Genomic DNA, 18,179 nt, shown 5'->3' with positions numbered 1-18,179 from the left:
CAACCGCCATGTCCACTTCTTCACTTCCGCTGTCGCCGGCCCCGTCCGGTGCCAATACCACGCCGGCCGCGCCCGAATGGCGCCTGCCGATCGAAGGGATGACCTGCGCCTCCTGCGTGCGCCGGGTCGAGAATGCGCTGGCCAAGGTGCCGGGCGTGCGTTCGGTCGCCGTCAACCTGGCCACCGAGGAGGCTACCGTCCAGGCCGACAGCGCGGCCGTGCTGCCGGCGGCCGCCGACGCCGTCGCCGCCGCCGGCTATGCGGTGCCGCGTACCGAGCTGGAGCTGGCGGTGCGCGAGATGACGTGCGCCTCCTGCGTCGGCCGCGTCGAGCGCGCGTTGCGCGCGGTGCCCGGCGTGGTCGATGCCCAGGTCAATCTGGCCACCGAGCGCGCCCTTGTGACGCTGGTGGGCGGCGGTGCGGCCGACATGCTGCCGGCGCTGACCGAGGCCGTGGCGCGTGCGGGCTATGCCGCCGAACCGGTGGCCGAGACGGCGACGGGCGGGCAGACCGCGCCCGAGCGCGCCGCCGGCTTCTGGTCCGGACCGTGGGCCGTGGCAATCCCGGCCGCGCTGTCGCTGCCGCTGGTCGCGCCGATGGTGCTCGGCTGGTTCGGCATCGACTGGAACGTGCCGGCACTGTGGCAATGGCTGCTGGCCACGCCGGTGCAGTTCGTGTTCGGCTGGCGCTTCTATCGCGCCGGCTGGAAGGCGGCACGCGCGGGCACCGGCAATATGGATCTGCTGGTCGCGCTCGGCACCTCGGCCGCCTACGGCCTGTCGCTGTGGCTGGTCTGGCGCGGCGCCGCGGCGCATGGCGCGGGCCATCCGCACCTGTATTTCGAGAGCGCGGCGGTGGTGATCACGCTGGTCCGGCTCGGCAAATGGCTCGAGGTCCGCGCCAAGCGGCAGACCGCGGACGCGATCCGCGCGCTGGCCGCGCTGCGGCCGGATACCGCGCGTGTGCGCCGCGACGGCGTCGACACCACGGTGCCGCTGGCCCAGGTACGCGTCGGCGACGAAGTGATCGTGCTGCCGGGCGAACGCATTCCGGTCGACGGCGTGGTGATCGACGGCGACAGCCATGCCGACGAATCGATGCTGACCGGCGAAAGCCTGCCGGTGCCCAAGCATGTCGACGACCGCGTGACCGGCGGCGCCATCAACGGCGAAGGCCGGCTGGTGCTGCGCACCGCCGCGGTCGGCGCGGAAACGGTGCTGGCGCGCATCATCCGCATGGTCGAGCATGCGCAGGCGGCCAAGGCGCCGATCCAGCGGCTGGTCGACCGCGTCAGCGCGGTGTTCGTGCCGGTGGTGCTGGCGATCGCGCTGGTCACGCTGCTGGGCTGGGGACTGGCGCTGGGCGACTGGCAGTCGGCGCTGCTCAATGCGGTGGCGGTGCTGGTGATCGCGTGCCCGTGCGCGCTGGGCCTGGCCACGCCGACCGCGATCATCGCCGGCACCGGCGCCGGCGCGCGCGCCGGCATCCTGGTCAAGGACGCCGAGGCGCTGGAGACCGCGCATCGCGTCAATGTGGTCGCGTTCGACAAGACCGGCACGCTGACCGTCGGACAGCCCGAGGTGGTGGCGTTGCTGCCGGCGGACGCAACGGCCGGCGACGCGCCGTCGTTGCTGCTGCGGCGGCTGGCCGCGCTGCAGGCCGGCAGCGAACATCCGCTGGCCCGGGCGGTGCTGCACGCCGCCGGGCAGCGCGAGTTGACGGTGCCGGTCGCCAGCGAACTGCGCGCGCTGCCGGGCCGCGGCATCAGCGGGCGCATCGACGGTGTTGCATGGGCGCTCGGCAGCGAGCGGCTGCGCAAGGAGCTGGGCGCGTCGCGGGACGAAGGTTCCGCGCTGCAGCGCGAAGCCGATGCGCTGCGCCGGGCCGGCCGCACGGTGTCGTGGCTGATCGAGATCGATGCGCGCCGCGTCGAAGGGCTGGTCGCGTTCGGCGATGCGATCAAGCCCGGCGCGCGCGAAGCGGTGGCGCGCCTGCACGCGGCCGGCGTGCGCACCGTGATGCTGTCCGGCGACAGCCAGGGCGCCGCGGCGCAGGTCGCCGACGCGCTCGGCATCGACGACGTGCAGGCCGAGGTGCTGCCCGAGGACAAGGCCGCGCGCGTGGCGGCGCTCAAGCGCGCCGGCGCGGTGGTCGCGATGGTCGGCGACGGCGTCAACGATGCACCGGCGCTGGCCGCGGCCGACGTCGGCATCGCGATGTCCACCGGCACCGACGTGGCGATGCACGCGGCCGGCATCACGCTGATGCGCGGCGATCCGGGCCTGGTCGCCGATGCGCTGGCAATGTCGCACCGTACGGTGCGCAAGATCCGGCAGAACCTGTTCTGGGCATTCGTCTACAACGTGATCGGCATCCCGCTGGCGGCGGCCGGTCTGCTCAGTCCGGTGGTGGCGGGCGCGGCGATGGCCTTCTCGAGCGTCAGCGTGGTCGGCAACGCGCTGCTGCTGCGGCGCTGGCGGCCGGCGCCGCGCAGCGAGGCCGTGCAGCGCTGAAACATGGAGGAAGCAAGGCGATGAATATCGGCGAAGCGGCGGCTGCCTCGGGCGTGTCCGCCAAGATGATCCGGCACTACGAATCGATCGGGCTGCTGCCCGTGCCGCCGCGCAGCGAAGGGGGCTATCGGCGCTACGACGAGCGCGCGCTGCATACCTTGCGCTTCGTGCGGCGCGCCCGTAATCTCGGGTTCTCGCTGGACGAGATCCGCAACCTGCTGCTGCTGTGGCAGGACCGCGGGCGTGCCAGCGCGGACGTCAAGGCGCTGACGCTGCGCCATGTCGCCGAACTGGAAACGCGCATCGCGGAACTGGTGGCGATGCGCGACACGCTGCGCTCGCTGGCCGAGGCCTGCAGCGGCGACGAGCGGCCGGACTGCCCGATCCTCGCCGACTTCGCCGAGCCGGGGCACGCGCCGTCCGCGGACACGTCCGACCGCAATGCACGCGACGGCAATGCGCGCCCCGCCTGCCACTGATGAACGCTGACCGGCGTGCGGCCGCGCCGCGTGCCGACGAGGAGAGCGATTGCATGGATGCATCCCAGAGCGCCGCCATTGCGCCGGCCGAAAGCCGCCAGCGCATGCGCGACGGCACCGAGCTGCTGCTGCGCACCTGGCTGCCCGACCCGCGGCTGTGGCCCGAACCGTCGGGCACGCTGCTGCTGGTGCACGGGCTCGCCGAGCACTGCGGGCGCTACGCGCATGTGGCGGCGCGGCTGTGCGCGCTGGGGCTGCGGGTGGTGGCCTACGACCAGCGTGGCCACGGCGCCAGCGGCGGCGCACGCATGGTGGCCGAGCGGCCCGATGTCTTCCTGGACGACCTGGTGGAGATCTACGACGGCGCGGTGCAGCGCTGGCCGGAGTTGCCGATCGTGCTCGGCCACAGCATGGGCGGGCTGGTCGCGGCGCGGCTGGCAACCTCGCGCGTGCGGCCGGTGCGCGCGCTGGTGCTGTCCTCGCCGGCACTGGCGCTGCGCATCGGCGGCGCGATGCTGACCCTGCAGCGGATGCTGCTGACGCTGGCGCCGAACCTGCGCGTACCCAGTCCGATCCGCCCGTCCGACCTCAGCCACGATCCCGCCGAGGTGGCCAGCTATCGCAGCGATCCGTTGGTGCAGCGCACGCTGACGGCGGGCATCCTGCACAGCATGATGCTCGGCATCGAACGCGCGCAGGCCGATGCGCCGCTGCTCGAGGCGCCGACGCTGCTGCTGGTCGCCGGGGCCGATCGCGTGGTCGATCCGGCGGGCAGCCGGCGCTTCTGCGACAATGCGCCGGCCGACCTGCGCGAATGCGTCTGGTTCGAGCACGCCTACCACGAGATCTTCAACGAGCAGGCGGCGCTGCGGACCGAGGTGCTCGACGCGCTGAGCGACTGGCTGCGCCGCCATCTGCAGCCGGTGGCGGACGCGGACCGCTGAAGCGCACGACGACGCGATCGCCGGTATCGATCCAGACCGGACGCCCAGCACCGAACGCACGACGCACCACGCAGAAGGCAGAGCAGAACGCCTCAGCTTGCCGGCCGTCCTCCCGCGGCGGACGGACGCATCCCGATCGACATCCAACCCAGAAGAAGAGCATGGAGACCTACGACTACATCATCGTCGGCGGCGGCACCGCGGGCTGCGTGCTGGCCAACCGGCTGACGCAGGACGCCGACGTCAGCGTGCTGCTGCTCGAGGCGGGCGGCAAGGACGACTACCACTGGATCCATATTCCGGTGGGCTACCTGTACTGCATCGGCAATCCGCGCACCGACTGGATGTACCGCACCGTCGCCGAGCCGGGACTGAACGGGCGCTCGCTGATCTATCCGCGCGGCCGCGTGCTGGGCGGCTGCTCGTCGATCAACGGCATGATCTACATGCGCGGGCAGCGCGAGGACTACGACGACTGGGCGCGCATCACCGGCGACGACGGCTGGCGCTGGGACAACGTGCTGCCGCTGTTCAAGCGCAGCGAGGACCATCATCGCGGCGCCAACGAATTTCACGGCGCCGGCGGCGAATGGCGCGTCGAGCCGCAGCGCCTGCGCTGGGACATCCTCGAGCGCTTCATCGACGCGGCCGAGCAGACCGGCATTCCGCGCACTGACGACTTCAACCGCGGCGACAATTTCGGCGTCGGCTACTTCGAGGTCAACCAGCGCCGCGGCATCCGCTGGAACACGTCGAAGGCGTTCCTGCGGCGCGCCTCCGAACGGCCGAACCTGACCATCGTCACCGGCGCGCAGGTCAGCGAGCTGACCTTCGACGGACGCCGCTGCAGCGGCCTGCACTATGTCGGCGGCGGGCAAGCCCATACGGTGGCGGCACGGCGCGAGGTGATCCTCGCCGCGGGCGCGGTCAACACGCCGCAGCTGCTGGAGCTTTCGGGCATCGGCCAGCCCGAGCGGCTGCAGGCGCTCGGTATCGCCGTGCGGCAGGCGCTGCCCGGCGTCGGCGAGAACCTGCAGGACCATCTGCAACTGCGGATGATCGACAAGGTCGAGGGCGTGCGCACGCTGAACACGCGTGTCGGCAACTGGTGGGGCAAGCTCGGCATCGGGCTGCAGTACGCGTGGAACCAGAGCGGGCCGATGAGCATGGCGCCGTCGCAGCTCGGCGCGTTCGCGCGCTCGGATCCGGACCAGGCGCGGCCCAATGTCGAGTACCACGTGCAACCGCTGTCGCTCGACAAGTTCGGCGAGCCGCTGCACACGTTCAACGCCTTCACCGCCAGCGTCTGCAATCTGCGGCCGACCTCGCGCGGCAGCGTCCACATCGACAGCCCGGACTTCCGCCAGGCGCCGGTGATCGCGCCCAACTACCTGTCGACCGACGAGGACCGCAAGGTCGCGGCGGACTCGCTCAGGCTGACCCGCCGCATCGTGGCCGCGCCCGCGCTGGCGCCGTACCGGCCGCAGGAATGGCTGCCGGGCCCGCATGTCGAGGACGACGAGTCGCTGGCGCGCGCGGCCGGCGATATCGGCACGACGATCTTCCATCCGGTCGGCACCTGCCGCATGGGCAAGCCCGACGATCCGCAGGCGGTGGTGGACCAGCGCCTGCGCGTGATCGGGGTGCAGGGCCTGCGCGTGGTCGACGCCTCGGTGATGCCGCTGATCACCTCGGGCAATACCAACTCGCCGACGATCATGATTGCCGAGCGCGCCAGCGACATGATCCGCGAGGACTGGCGCAGCGGCGCGCGCGGCTGACGCGCCGGCGCAGCATGACGGTCGCGCCGCCGCGTGCGGCGCCGCACCGCTTCCCTTTGGCAGTTCTCCCCGGCAATACGTCCGCACTGCCTGGCAAACATGACAGCTGGTTCATGTTTCAGGCTCAGTGCAAACCCGGATGTTTTGCGACGCAACAGGTGCCCACAATAGACGCCGGACAGTCGTGATGCCGCGCTCACATCCGCGCGGGCTTCCGCGTTGCATCCGACCGCGCCGCCGCTGCCACCCAGCGCGCTGCCACACAAACCAATAAGACATTGCAGACAAGGCGATCCCCACACGCGCGCCGCCATCGCGCAGCGCCGTCAGGGGTCGCGGGTCGAATCCGGGCACGACGGGCCAGAAGCCAAGCGTCGTGCCGAACGAGGACGGGCAGGAGACATGAACCAGCAGGAAACCATCCTGGAGACGCGCAACCTCACCAAGGAGTTCAAGGGGTTCACCGCGGTCAGCGACGTCAATCTGCGGGTCAGGCGCGGGTCCATCCATGCGCTGATCGGCCCGAATGGAGCGGGCAAGACCACCTGCTTCAATCTGCTGACGAAATTCCTGGTGCCGACCACCGGCACCATCCTGTTCAACGGCACCGACATCACCGGCGAGAAGCCCGCGCAAATCGCGCGCCGCGGCGTGATCCGTTCGTTCCAGATCTCGGCGGTGTTTCCGCACCTGACCGTGCGCGAGAACGTGCGCATCGGGCTGCAGCGCAAGCTCGGCACGCATTTCCACTTCTGGCGCAGCGAACGCACGCTGTCGGTGCTCGACGACGAGGCGATGGCGCTGCTCGAGCAAGTCGGACTGACCGAGTTCGCCGACACCGTCACCGTCAACCTGCCGTACGGCCGCAAGCGCGCGCTGGAGATCGCCACCACGCTGGCGATGGAACCGGAGCTGATGCTGCTCGACGAGCCGACCCAGGGCATGGGCCACGAGGACGTCGACCGCGTCACGCAACTGATCAAGAAGGTGTCGTCCGGGCGCACCATCCTGATGGTCGAACACAACATGAACGTGGTGTCGTCGATCGCGGACACGATCACCGTGCTGCAACGGGGCGCGATCCTGGCCGAAGGGCCATACGAGCAGGTCTCGAAGGATCCGCGCGTGATGGAAGCCTATATGGGCACGGCCGACGCCGAGCTGCAGGGCGCGCACTGAGAGCAAGCGGGAACGACGACATGGCAACTGAGAACACACCCGCCCTCGAGATCCGCGGCCTGCAGGCCTGGTACGGCGAATCGCACATCCTGCACGGGGTCGACCTGACCGTGAACCGCGGCGAGGTGGTCACGCTGCTGGGCCGCAACGGCGCCGGCCGCACCACCACGCTGCGCGCGATCATGGGCCTGACCGGCACGCGCAAGGGCTCGATCCGGATCGACGGCCACGAGACGATCCATCTGCCGACGCACAAGATCGCGCACTACGGCATCGGCTACTGCCCGGAGGAGCGCGGCATCTTCGCCAGCCTGTCGTGCGAGGAGAACCTGCTGCTGCCGCCGCAGCTCAAGGGCAACGGCGCCAAGCAGGGCATGAGCGAGGCCGAGATCTACGAGATGTTCCCGAATCTGGCCGAGCGCAGGCACAGCCAGGGCACGCGCCTGTCGGGCGGCGAGCAGCAGATGCTGGCGGTCGGCCGCATCCTGCGCACCGGCGCCAACCTGCTGCTGCTCGACGAGATTTCGGAAGGACTGGCACCGGTGATCGTGCAGGCGCTGGCCCGCATGATCCGGATGCTGAAGCAGAAGGGGTACACGGTGGTGATGGTGGAGCAGAACTTCCGCTTCGCCGCGCCGCTGGCGGACCGCTTCTATGTGATGGAGCACGGCACCATCGTCGAGCGCTTCGGCGCCGGCGAGCTCGAACAGAAGATGCCGGTGTTGCACGAACTGCTTGGGGTCTGATCCCTTCGGGATCGCAGGCATGACCGCAGTCAGGGGTCGCAGGTACGGTGTAGGAAAGGGCGGCGCGAGGCCGCCGAAACACAGGAGACAAGCAATGAAGATCAAACGGCTCGCAGCCGCGATGGCGGCCTTGGTGACGGGCATGGCGGCCGGAGCGGCCTCCGCGCAGGTATCGGGTGATTCGGTCAAGATCGGCTTCATCACCGACATGTCCAGCTTGTACGCCGACATCGACGGCAAGTCGGGTGTCGAGGCCGTCAAGATGGCGATCGAGGACGCCGGCGGCAAGGTGCTCGGCAAGCCGATCGAGCTGCTGTCGGCCGACCACCAGAACAAGGCCGACATCGCCGCGTCGAAGGCGCGCGAATGGATGGACCAGCAGGGCCTGGACATGCTGCTGGGCGGCACCAACTCCGGTACCGCGCTGGCGATGAACAAGGTCGCGCAGGAAAAGAAAAAGGTCTACATCAACATCGGCGCCGGCACGGCGCGCCTGACCAACGAAGAGTGCTCGCCGTACACGGTGCACTACGCCTACGACACGGTGGCGCTGGCCAAGGGCACCGGCAGCGCGGTGGTCAAGCAGGGCGGCAAGTCGTGGTTCTTCCTGACCGCGGACTACGCCTTCGGCCATTCGCTGGAGAACGACACCTCGGCGGTGGTCAAGGCCAATGGCGGCACGGTGGTCGGCTCGGTGCGCCATCCGCTGTCGGCGTCGGACTTTTCGTCGTTCCTGCTGCAGGCGCAGTCGTCGAAGGCGCAGATTCTGGGCCTGGCCAACGCCGGCGGCGACACGATCAACTCGATCAAGGCGGCCAAGGAATTCGGCATCACCAAGAACATGAAGATCGCCGGCCTGCTGATGTTCATCAACGATGTGCACAGCCTCGGACTGAAGAACACCGAAGGCCTGCTGATGACCGACAGCTGGTACTGGGACATGAACGACGAGACCCGCAAGTTCGCCAACCGCTTCTTCGCCAAGAACAAGAAGATGCCGAGCAGCCTGCAGGCGGCCGACTACTCCGCGGTGCGTACCTACCTGAAGGCGGTCGAGGCGGCCAAGACCGACGATCCGGACAAGGTGATGGCCGAGCTGAAGAAGGCGAAGATCGACGACTTCTACACCAAGGGCTATATCCGCGCCGATGGCCGCGCCATCCACGACATGTACCTGATGCAGGTCAAGAGCCCGGCCGAGTCGAAGAAGCCGTGGGACTACCTGAAGGTCGTGGCGACGATCCCGGGCGACCAGGCCTTCACGACGCCCGCCGAGTCGAAGTGCGCGCTGCTGAAGAAGTAAGCGATGGCGGCCGCGCGGTGCGCGCCTGGCGCATCGCCGCGGCCCGATGAACGACCGGCGCCGCGTGCGCGTTCGCTGCCGCCGGCCCATGCCTTCCTCGATGGACGGCGGGCCGGCGCGGAACGGGCCCGCGGCGCCGCATAGCTGAAGCCTGCGATGGACATCTTCGGTATTCCCTTGCCCGCCATGTTGTCCCAGCTGCTGCTCGGGCTGGTCAACGGGGCGTTCTATGCGATGTTGAGCCTTGGCCTGGCGGTGATCTTCGGCCTGCTCAACGTCATCAATTTCGCGCACGGCGCGCTGTTCATGCTCGGCGCGGTGCTGGCCTGGATGGGCATGGAGTACGCCGGGCTCAACTACTGGGTGATGCTGCTGCTCGCTCCGGTCGTGGTCGGCGTGCTCGGCGTGGTCATCGAGAAGACGATGCTGCGCTGGATCTACAAGCTGGACCATATCTACGGCCTGCTGCTGACGCTGGGCATCACGCTGGTGATCGAGGGGGTGTTCCGCTCGATCTACGGCGTGTCGGGCCTGCCGTATTCGACGCCGGAACTGCTGTCGGGCGCGACCGACCTCGGCTTCATGATCCTGCCGAACTATCGCGCCTGGGTCGTGGTGGCCTCGCTGGCGGTGTGCCTGGCGACCTGGTACATGATCGAGAAGACCAAGCTCGGCGCCTATCTGCGCGCCGGCACCGAGAACCCGAAGCTGGTCGAGGCTTTCGGCGTCAACGTGCCGCTGATGGTCACGCTGACCTATGGCTTCGGCGTCGCGCTGGCCGCCTTCGCCGGCGTGCTGGCCGCGCCGGTGATCCAGATCTCGCCGCTGATGGGACAGAACCTGATCATCGTGGTGTTCGCGGTGGTCGTGATCGGCGGCATGGGCTCGATCCTCGGCTCGATCGTCACCGGCCTCGGGCTGGGCGTGATCGAGGGGCTGACCAAGGTGTTCTATCCGGAAGCGTCGTCGACCGTGGTGTTCCTGATCATGGTGATCGTGTTGCTGCTGCGGCCGGCCGGGCTGTTCGGGAGGGAGAAGTGATGGACGGACAAAGCGCATCGCGCGCACAACCCCAGGGCGCGCAAGCTTCGACGCCGGCGCAGGCGGGCGCCGCGCGCGGCGGCGTGCCGCGCACCGTGCCGCTGCTGTTCTATGGCGTGCTGCTGGTCGCGCTGATCGCCGCGCCGATGGCCGGCGCCTATCCGGTCTTCGTGCTGAAGGTGCTGTGCTTCGCGCTGTTTGCCTGCGCGTTCAATCTGCTGATCGGCTACACCGGCCTGCTGTCGTTCGGCCACGCGGCCTTCTTCGGCGGCGCCGGTTATGTGGCCGGACACGCGATGAAGGTGTGGGGCGTGACGCCGGAAGTCGGGCTGGTGCTCGGCACGCTGGCCGGCGCGGCGATCGGTTATGTGGTGGGCGCGCTGGCGATCCGGCGCCAGGGCATCTATTTCTCGATGATCACGCTGGCGCTGGCGCAGATGCTGTTCTTCTTCTGCCTGCAGGCGCCGTTCACCGGCGGCGAGGACGGACTGCAGGGCATTCCGCGCGGCAAGCTGTTCGGCGTGCTGTCGCTGTCGGATGACCTGACGCTGTACTACGTCGCGCTGCTGATCCTGGTGCTGGCCTTCGCGCTGATCGTCCGCACGGTGCATTCGCCGTTCGGCCAGATCCTGAAGGCGATCAAGGAAAACGAGCCGCGCGCGATCTCGCTGGGCTACGACACCGACCGCTTCAAGCTGATGGCCTTCGTGCTGTCGGCCGCGCTGTCGGGGCTGGCCGGCGCGATCAAGGCGCTGGTGCTGGGCTTCGAGACGCTGACCGATGTGCACTGGTCGATGTCGGGCACGGTGATCCTGATGACGCTGGTCGGCGGCCTCGGCACGCTGTCCGGTCCGATCGTCGGCGCCTTCGTCATCGTCGCGCTGGAGAACAAGCTGGGCGACATCGGCAGCTTCCTGGCCTCGGCCACCGGCGTCGAATGGTTCAACTCGCTGGGCGAGTCGGTGACGATGGTGACCGGCGTGATCTTCGTGATCTGCGTACTGCTGTTCCGCCGCGGCATCATGGGCGAACTGCAGGCGCTGTTCTCGCGCAGCCGCCACTAGCGCCATGGACGCCGTCCCGGCGGAGGCAGGGCAGGGCGATGGGGAGTGGCCGCCGGGATACATGCCCGTTTTTAGGGCTAGGGTTTTTTCTAGCTTGTTCGATACGCACCGCTTCGTTACATTGCAGTCACGGTTTTCGCAGGTTAAATGGAGGCGGAAGCGAGGAGACGACAGGCGCGCACCCACGATGAGCATTCCGTGAGGAAGCAGCGTTAAATAAGGAAAGGGCGTTGACGGGTGATCCTCGGCAACGCCCTTTTTAATTTGTGCCGTGCTCCGTGAGACAATGCGCGCCTTGCCCGCGACCGCCATGCCGTCTCCGTCCGACCCCACCTCTTCTGCCAATTCCGGCCGTTCTGGCCCCGCCGGCGCTCCGACGCCAACTCCCAACTATCTGATTCGACAGGCTTTTCCGGCCGACCAGCCGATGCTGGCGGACTGGCTGCAGGCGTGCGCGCCGGCGCCGGTGCTGCTGCAGCGCGGCCGCGCCGCGATGCTCGAGCGGCTGCTGCAGCGGCCCGAGCTGGGCCTGTGCCTGCTGGCGTCGCGCGACGGCGCGCTGGTCGGCTGCCTGCCTGTCCAGCTGGTGCCGCGCCTCGATCTGGGCGGCCTGGCGGCGCTGGCCGCCGAAGCCTGGTGCTTGCCCGGTACGCACGAAAGTGGTGCAATCCTCGCTTCTTGCCGCGACTGGCTCGCCGACTGGTGCCGCGCGCATGGCGTGCGCCATCTGCTGTGGGCGCCGGGGCTGCCCGGTGCCGGTGAGCCGGACGGCGATCCGGACCGCGATCCCGGCGGCGGCCTGAGCCGGCTGCCGTGCGGCCTGTGGCACCGCGACCTGGCCCCGGCCGCCAAGCAGCTGGCCTGATCCGACCGCAGCCCTCGACCGTTCCGGTCTCGGTGGCGTCCCTGGAGTGCCGATCCCCCAGCCGCGGTCTGCGCTTTCCTTTTCCGCTTTCCTGCTTTCCCGCTTCCCCGCTTTTTTCCCGGAAATTCGAATGGAGTTCGCCTTCCTGTTTGCCGCCGCCTTGCTGGCCGGCCTGATCGACGCGGTCGCCGGCGGCGGCGGCCTGATACAGATTCCCGCTATCTTCAGCGCGTACCCGAGCCACGCGCCGGCGACGCTGATCGGCACCACCAAGGTGGCCTCGATGGCCGGCACCTTCAACGCCGCGGTGCGCTACGCGCGCAGCGTGCGGATCTACTGGGGCGCCACCGGGCCCGCGGTGGTGGCGGCGTTCCTCTGCTCGATGGCCGGCGCCTACACGCTGACGCTGGTGCCCGCCGAACCGCTGCGCAAGCTGCTGCCGTTCGTGCTGGCGATCCTGCTGATCTATACGCTGGCCAGGAAGGACCTCGGCGCCGAGCACGCGCCAACGCTGTCCGGCGCGCGCGAGCGCTGGGTCGCCGTGCTGGGCGGCGCCGCGATCGGCTTCTACGACGGCATCTTCGGGCCAGGTACCGGCAGCTTCCTGATGATCATGTTCGTGCGGCTGTTTGGCTACGACTTCCTGCACGCGGCGGCGTCGACCAAGCTGGTCAACCTCGCCACCAATGTCGCCGCGCTGATGCTGCTCGGCTTCAAGGGCCATGTCTGGTGGGAACTGGGGCTGGTGATGGCGGTGGGCAACGTCATCGGCAGCCAGCTCGGCAGCCGCCTCGCGCTGAAGCACGGCAGCGGATTCGTGCGCAAGGTCTTCCTGCTGGTGGTGACCGCGCTGATCCTGAAGACCGCCTGGGACGCCTTCGCCGGTTGACCTTCAGCACCGCCGAAAGCCGCGCCGATGCTGGCGATGCGGGTTAATCCTGCCTTGGCGGCAAGGGACGCTGTGTTAGACTCGGTGCGAATTCCCGACCGATCGGTCGGCGAATCGAAGCCGGCGTCGGCCGAGTTCGTCGCGAACCTGTATTGAGCGCGGACGAACGGCCGCGACCCTCTGCAGAGGGCACGCGCGGACGGGATCGGGCACGACGGAGGAGAGCGGCGCCAGCAGCGCGGCACGGTCCGTCAGAACAACAAGCCAGGCGCGGACCGGCGCAAGCCGGATCGATGCCGACCGGTTTGACAGAAGAAGGAGACACGATGAATTTCAAGCGCGCCAGCCTGCTGGCCTTCGCCGCCGCCTGTCTGTGCGCCGGCGCCGCCCAGGCCCAGATCAAGATCGGGGTCACGGTATCGGCGACCGGTCCGGCGGCTTCGCTGGGCATCCCGGAGAAGAACACCTTCACGCTGCTGCCCAAGGAGATTGCCGGCAAGAAGGTCGAATACATCGTGCTCGACGACGCCTCCGACAGCACCACCGCCGTCAAGAACACCCGCAAGCTGATCAGCGAAGACAAGGTCGACGCCGTGGTCGGCTCGACCGTGACGCCGAACTCGCTGGCGATGGTCGACGTGGTCGCCGAGAGCGGCACGCCGATGATCACGATGGCGGCGTCGGCGCGCATCATCGAACCGATGGACGCCAAGCGCGCCTGGGTCTTCAAGACCCCGCAGAACGACTCGCACATGGCGACCGCCATCTCCGAGCACATGGGCAACAACAACGTGAAGACGGTGGCCTTCATCGGCTTCGCGGATGCCTACGGCGAGAGCTGGTCGCAGGAGTTCGCCAAGGTGGCGGACATCCGCAAGATCAAGGTGGTGGCCAACGAGCGCTTCGCCCGCACCGATACCTCGGTCACCGGGCAGGTGCTGAAGATCATGGCCAGCAATCCGGACGCGGTGCTGATCGCCGGGTCGGGCACGCCGTCGGCGCTGCCTGCCAAGGCGCTGAAGGAGCGCGGCTACAAGGGCAAGATCTACCAGACCCACGGCGTTGCCAACCCCGACTTCCTGCGCGTCTGCGGCAAGGACTGCGAAGGCGCGCTGCTGCCGGCCGGCCCGCTGCTGGTGGCCGAACAGCTGCCCGACAGCAATCCGGTCAAGAAGCCGGCAATGACCTACAAGACCGCCTACGAGAAGGCCTTCGGCGGCCAGGTGTCGACCTTCGGCGGCCACGCCTGGGATGCCGGCCTGCTGCTCGAGCGCGCGATCCCGGTTGCGCTGAAGAAGGCGCAGCCCGGCACGCCGGAGTTCCGCAAGGCGCTGCGCGATGCGCTCGAGCAAACGAAGGAGCTGCCGGTCTCGCACGGCATCATGACGATGAGCCCGACCGATCATCTGGGCCTGGACCAGCGCTCGCGCGTGATGGTGCAGATCGTCGACGGCAAGTGGAAGCTGCAGAAGTAGGAACGCCTCCAGCTTCGCCGCGCGGCAGGGCGCATGGACGCACCATGCGCCTTTTTTGTTTTGGGGCCCCGGTGAAACGAAAGCGGGCGCTAGGGTTCGCGCGGATTTCCTCGAAGCGTAAGACCTTTACTATTTCGTAATTCGCTGCATCGCGGCAACCCCCGAGGAGATCATGGACCTCTCGATTGCGGCCATCCTGGCACAGGACGGCATCACCTCCGGCGCGATCTACGCGCTGTTGGCCCTGGCCCTGGTGCTGGTGTTTTCGGTGACCCGCGTCATCTTCATCCCGCAAGGGGAGTTCGTCGCCTACGGCGCGCTGACGCTGGCGGTGATGCAGGCCGGCCACGCGCCGCAGACCTCGTGGCTGCTGGTGGCAATGGGCGTGCTGACCTTCGTCTACGAGGGCGCCACGGTGCTGCGCAGCGCCGAACTGCGCCGCAGCGCCGGGCGCCGGCTCGCGGTGCTGGCCGGCAAGTACCTGGTCTTTCCGTTCGCGGTGCACTGGCTGACCCAGGCCTATGGCGCGCAGCCTTTGCCGATGCTGGCGCAGATCGCGCTGACGCTGCTGATCGTGGTGCCGATGGGTCCGATGCTGTATCGGATCGCCTACCAGCCGCTGGCCGAGGCCAGCACGCTGGTGCTGCTGATCGTCTCGGTCGGCGTGCACTTCGCGCTGGTCGGGCTGGGTCTGGTGATGTTCGGTGCCGAGGGGTCGCGCACCACCGCGTTCTCCGATGCGCGCTTCGACGTCGGCGCGCTGTCGGTGTCGGGCCAGAGCCTGTGGGTGATCGGCGTGTCCGGCCTGTTGATCGCCGGCCTGTACTTCTATTTCGACCGCACGCTGACCGGCAAGGCGCTGCGCGCCACCGCGGTCAACCGGCTGGGCGCGCGCCTGGTCGGCATCGGCACCACGCAGGCCGGCCGGCTGTCGTTCACGCTGGCGGCCGCGATGGGCGCGCTGTGCGGCATCCTGATCGCGCCGCTGACCACGGTCTACTACGAGTCGGGCTTCCTGATCGGCCTGAAGGGCTTCGTCGGCGCGATCGTCGGCGGACTGGTCAGCTATCCGGTGGCGGCCGCCGGCGCGTTGCTGGTCGGGCTGCTCGAATCCTATTCGTCCTTCTGGGCCAGTGCGTTCAAGGAGGTCATCGTGTTCACGCTGATCATTCCGGTGCTGCTGTGGCGCTCGCTGACCAGCAAACATGTGGAAGACGAGGAATGATGCAACGGCAAGCCACACGGACTACAGGGACGCAGCAGGCGTCCGACACGGCGGCGGCAACGCGGCCGATCCCGGCCCCGAGCGCGGTCTCCGGCAGCGCGACCCTGCGCAACCGGCTGCTCCTGATCGCGTTCGCGGCGGTGCTGGCGCTGCTGCCGGTACTGCCGACGCCGGAGTTCTGGATCACGCTGGGCAACTACATCGGCCTGTACAGCATCGTCGCGATCGGGCTGGTGCTGCTGACCGGCGTCGGCGGCATGACTTCGTTCGGGCAGGCGGCCTTCGTTGGCTTGGGCGCCTACAGCACCGCCTACCTGACCACGCAGTACGGACTGTCGCCATGGTTCGGGCTGCTGGTCGGGCTGGTGATCACGATGGCATCGGCCTATGTGATCGGCCTGATCACGATGCGGATGTCCGGGCATTACCTGCCGCTGGCGACGATTGCCTGGGGGCTGTCGCTGTTCTTCCTGTTCGGCAACCTCGAGTTCCTCGGCAAGTACGACGGCCTGAACGGCATCCCGGTGTTGTCGCTGCTGGGCTTCGAGCTGCAGTCGGGCCGCTCGATGTTCTATCTGATCTGGGTCGTGGTGCTGCTCGCAGTGCTGGCGATGCAGAACCTGCTGGACTCGCGTCCCGGCCGAGCGATCCGTGCGCTGAAGGGCGGCGGCGTGATGGCCGAGGCGATGGGCGTCAATACCGCGTGGATGAAGGTCGTGGTGTTCGTCGTCGCCGCGGTGCTGGCCTGCATCTCCGGCTTCCTGTACGCGCACCTGCAGCGCGCGGTGAACCCGACGCCGTTCGGCCTGAACTATGGCATCGAGTACCTGTTCATGGCGGTGGTCGGCGGCGTCGGCCATGTCTGGGGCGCGGTGCTCGGCGCGGCGATCCTGACGATCCTGAAGGACCTGCTGCAGGGCGTGCTGCCCAAGCTGCTGGGCGCCAATGGCAACTTCGAGATCATCGTCTTCGGCGTGCTGCTGGTGCTGCTGCTGCAGCATGCGCGCGACGGGCTCTGGCCGTTCCTGCGCAAGGCGTGGCCCAGCGGGCCGCCGGTGCGCGCGCCCGAGCAGGCCGCCGCGCTGCCGGTACGGCAGAAGCCGCAGGCCGGCGAACTGATTCTCGACGTGCGCGCCGCGCGCAAGGAGTTCGGCGGGCTGGTGGCGGTCAACGATGTCAGCTTCCAGGTGCGCGCCGGCGAGATCGTCGGGCTGATCGGGCCCAATGGCGCCGGCAAGTCGACCACCTTCAATCTGGTCACCGGCGTGCTGCCGCTGACCCGCGGCGAGGTGCGGTATCGCGGCGAGGCCATCACCAACCTGCCGTCGCGCGAGATCGTCAAGCGCGGCATCGGCCGGACCTTCCAGCACGTCCATCTGCTGCCGACGATGACGGTGCTGGAGAACGTCGCGATCGGCGCGCATCTGCGCGGCGATTACCGTCCCCAGGGCGGCGTGTCGGCGGCGATCCTGCGCATGAACCGCGGCGAGGAAGCCAAGCTGCTGTTCGAGGCCCGGCGCCAGCTCGAGCGCGTGGGGCTGGCCGACTGCATGTACATGGAGGCCGGCAGCCTGGCGCTGGGCCAGCAGCGCATCCTGGAGATCGCTCGCGCGCTGTGCTGCGATCCCGCGCTGCTGCTGCTCGACGAGCCGGCCGCCGGCCTGCGCTACAAGGAGAAGCAGGCGCTGGCCGACCTGCTGCGCAAGCTCAAGGGCGAGGGCATGAGCGTGCTGCTGGTCGAGCATGACATGGACTTCGTGATGAACCTGACCGACCGGCTGGTGGTGATGGAGTTCGGCACGCGCATCGCCGAGGGCGTGCCCGAGGAAGTGCAGAAGAACCCCGCGGTGCTCGAGGCCTATCTGGGCGGCGTGGAATAAGGATCAGCAAGGATTCAGGAGCGAGCGGTGAGCGTGATTCTCGAAGTCAACGACCTGCATGTCCGCTACGGCAAGGTCGAGGCGGTACACGGGGCCAGCCTGTCGGTCGAGGCCGGCAAGATCGTCACGGTGATCGGCCCCAATGGCGCGGGCAAGTCCACGATGCTGAACGCGATCATGGGGGCGCTGCCGCCGACCGGCTCGGCCAGCGGCACGGTGTCCTATCTGGGCCATGACATGGCGGGCATTCCGGTCGAGGGCCGGGTCGCGCGCGGCATGTGCCTGGTGCCGGAGAAGCGCGAGCTGTTCGGCTCGATGAGCGTCGAGGACAACCTGCGGCTCGGCGCCTTCCGCCGCAAGCGCGCCGGCGAGAAGAACTTCCTGGACCAGATGGACGTCGTCTACGCGCTGTTCCCGCGGCTGCGCGAGCGCGCACGGCAGGATGCCGGCACGCTGTCGGGCGGCGAGCGCCAGATGCTGGCGGTGGGCCGTGCGCTGATGGCCAAGCCCGGACTGCTGATGCTGGACGAACCCAGCCTTGGCCTGGCGCCGCTGATCGTCAAGGAGATCTTCCACATCATCAACGACCTGCGCCGTACCGGCGTGGCGACGCTGCTGATCGAGCAGAATGCGCGTGCCGCATTGCAGGTGGCCGACTACGGCTATGTGATCGAGACCGGAGAGATCGCGATGGCAGGGCCGGCCGACGAGCTGGCCGCGGATCCGCGTGTCATCGAGACCTATCTGGGGTTGGCGAAGAAGGCGGCTTGAGCGCGCCAGGCTGGCGTTGCTAGA

Annotated in this window: 15 protein-coding genes; all 15 read left to right on the top strand. The window is 68.6% G+C overall.

What is annotated here, in order from left to right:
- The first annotated feature begins 8 nt into the window (after positions 1–8).
- The 15 genes from FOB47_RS25005 to FOB47_RS24935 all read left to right on the top strand — a co-directional run bounded on the left by FOB47_RS25005 (position 9) and on the right by FOB47_RS24935 (position 18,155).
- Positions 9–2,513: a heavy metal translocating P-type ATPase gene (locus tag FOB47_RS25005; protein WP_174782312.1), complete on the top strand. Its 2,505-nt coding sequence runs from the start codon at positions 9–11 to the stop codon at positions 2,511–2,513.
- Between the two features lie 20 nt (positions 2,514–2,533).
- Entirely contained in the window at positions 2,534–2,992 is a 459-nt protein-coding gene (gene cueR, locus FOB47_RS25000) for a Cu(I)-responsive transcriptional regulator (protein WP_082371578.1), read from the top strand.
- A gap of 53 nt (positions 2,993–3,045) precedes the next feature.
- On the top strand, positions 3,046–3,936 hold the full coding sequence (locus FOB47_RS24995; protein WP_174782311.1) for an alpha/beta hydrolase: 891 nt from the start codon (positions 3,046–3,048) through the stop codon (positions 3,934–3,936).
- A gap of 161 nt (positions 3,937–4,097) precedes the next feature.
- Positions 4,098–5,717 (top strand): GMC family oxidoreductase, encoded by a 1,620-nt coding sequence (locus FOB47_RS24990; RefSeq protein WP_174782310.1) that lies wholly within the window; start codon positions 4,098–4,100, stop codon positions 5,715–5,717.
- A 402-nt stretch (positions 5,718–6,119) separates the two neighbouring features.
- Positions 6,120–6,896, top strand: a complete 777-nt coding sequence (locus FOB47_RS24985) for an ABC transporter ATP-binding protein (protein ID WP_053822852.1) — start codon at positions 6,120–6,122, stop codon at positions 6,894–6,896.
- A gap of 20 nt (positions 6,897–6,916) precedes the next feature.
- The gene (locus tag FOB47_RS24980; RefSeq protein ID WP_053822851.1) at positions 6,917–7,642 is read left to right on the top strand and encodes an ABC transporter ATP-binding protein; all 726 of its coding nucleotides are present in this window, start codon (positions 6,917–6,919) and stop codon (positions 7,640–7,642) included.
- Positions 7,643–7,736: 94 nt separating this feature from the next.
- Positions 7,737–8,945 (top strand): ABC transporter substrate-binding protein, encoded by a 1,209-nt coding sequence (locus FOB47_RS24975; RefSeq protein ID WP_006577642.1) that lies wholly within the window; start codon positions 7,737–7,739, stop codon positions 8,943–8,945.
- Positions 8,946–9,101: 156 nt separating this feature from the next.
- Positions 9,102–9,986, top strand: a complete 885-nt coding sequence (locus tag FOB47_RS24970) for a branched-chain amino acid ABC transporter permease (RefSeq protein ID WP_006577643.1) — start codon at positions 9,102–9,104, stop codon at positions 9,984–9,986.
- 146 nt (positions 9,987–10,132) lie between these two features.
- Positions 10,133–11,050, top strand: a complete 918-nt coding sequence (locus FOB47_RS24965) for a branched-chain amino acid ABC transporter permease (protein ID WP_226994916.1) — start codon at positions 10,133–10,135, stop codon at positions 11,048–11,050.
- Between the two features lie 427 nt (positions 11,051–11,477).
- Positions 11,478–11,915, top strand: a complete 438-nt coding sequence (locus FOB47_RS24960; RefSeq protein ID WP_053822850.1) for a hypothetical protein — start codon at positions 11,478–11,480, stop codon at positions 11,913–11,915.
- Between the two features lie 130 nt (positions 11,916–12,045).
- On the top strand, positions 12,046–12,804 hold the full coding sequence (locus FOB47_RS24955) for a TSUP family transporter (protein ID WP_174782309.1): 759 nt from the start codon (positions 12,046–12,048) through the stop codon (positions 12,802–12,804).
- 326 nt (positions 12,805–13,130) lie between these two features.
- On the top strand, positions 13,131–14,279 hold the full coding sequence (locus FOB47_RS24950) for an ABC transporter substrate-binding protein (RefSeq protein ID WP_174782308.1): 1,149 nt from the start codon (positions 13,131–13,133) through the stop codon (positions 14,277–14,279).
- Positions 14,280–14,451: 172 nt separating this feature from the next.
- Positions 14,452–15,504 carry a branched-chain amino acid ABC transporter permease gene (locus tag FOB47_RS24945; RefSeq protein WP_053822848.1) on the top strand — a complete coding sequence of 351 codons (1,053 nt, stop codon included), beginning with the start codon at positions 14,452–14,454 and terminating at the stop codon, positions 15,502–15,504.
- Positions 15,504–17,384, top strand: coding sequence for a branched-chain amino acid ABC transporter ATP-binding protein/permease (locus tag FOB47_RS24940; RefSeq protein ID WP_226994915.1), 1,881 nt, complete (start codon positions 15,504–15,506; stop codon positions 17,382–17,384). Before FOB47_RS24945 ends, FOB47_RS24940 begins: the two co-directional genes overlap by 1 nt.
- Before the next feature lie 27 nt (positions 17,385–17,411).
- On the top strand, positions 17,412–18,155 hold the full coding sequence (locus FOB47_RS24935) for an ABC transporter ATP-binding protein (protein ID WP_053822846.1): 744 nt from the start codon (positions 17,412–17,414) through the stop codon (positions 18,153–18,155).
- Positions 18,156–18,179 lie beyond the last annotated feature (24 nt).

The organism is Cupriavidus gilardii (assembly GCF_013347325.1).
GTDB classification, from domain to species: domain Bacteria; phylum Pseudomonadota; class Gammaproteobacteria; order Burkholderiales; family Burkholderiaceae; genus Cupriavidus; species Cupriavidus gilardii.
The sequence above is the reverse complement of the archived record's forward strand: the minus strand, read 5'-3'. Positions and strand labels throughout refer to the sequence as shown.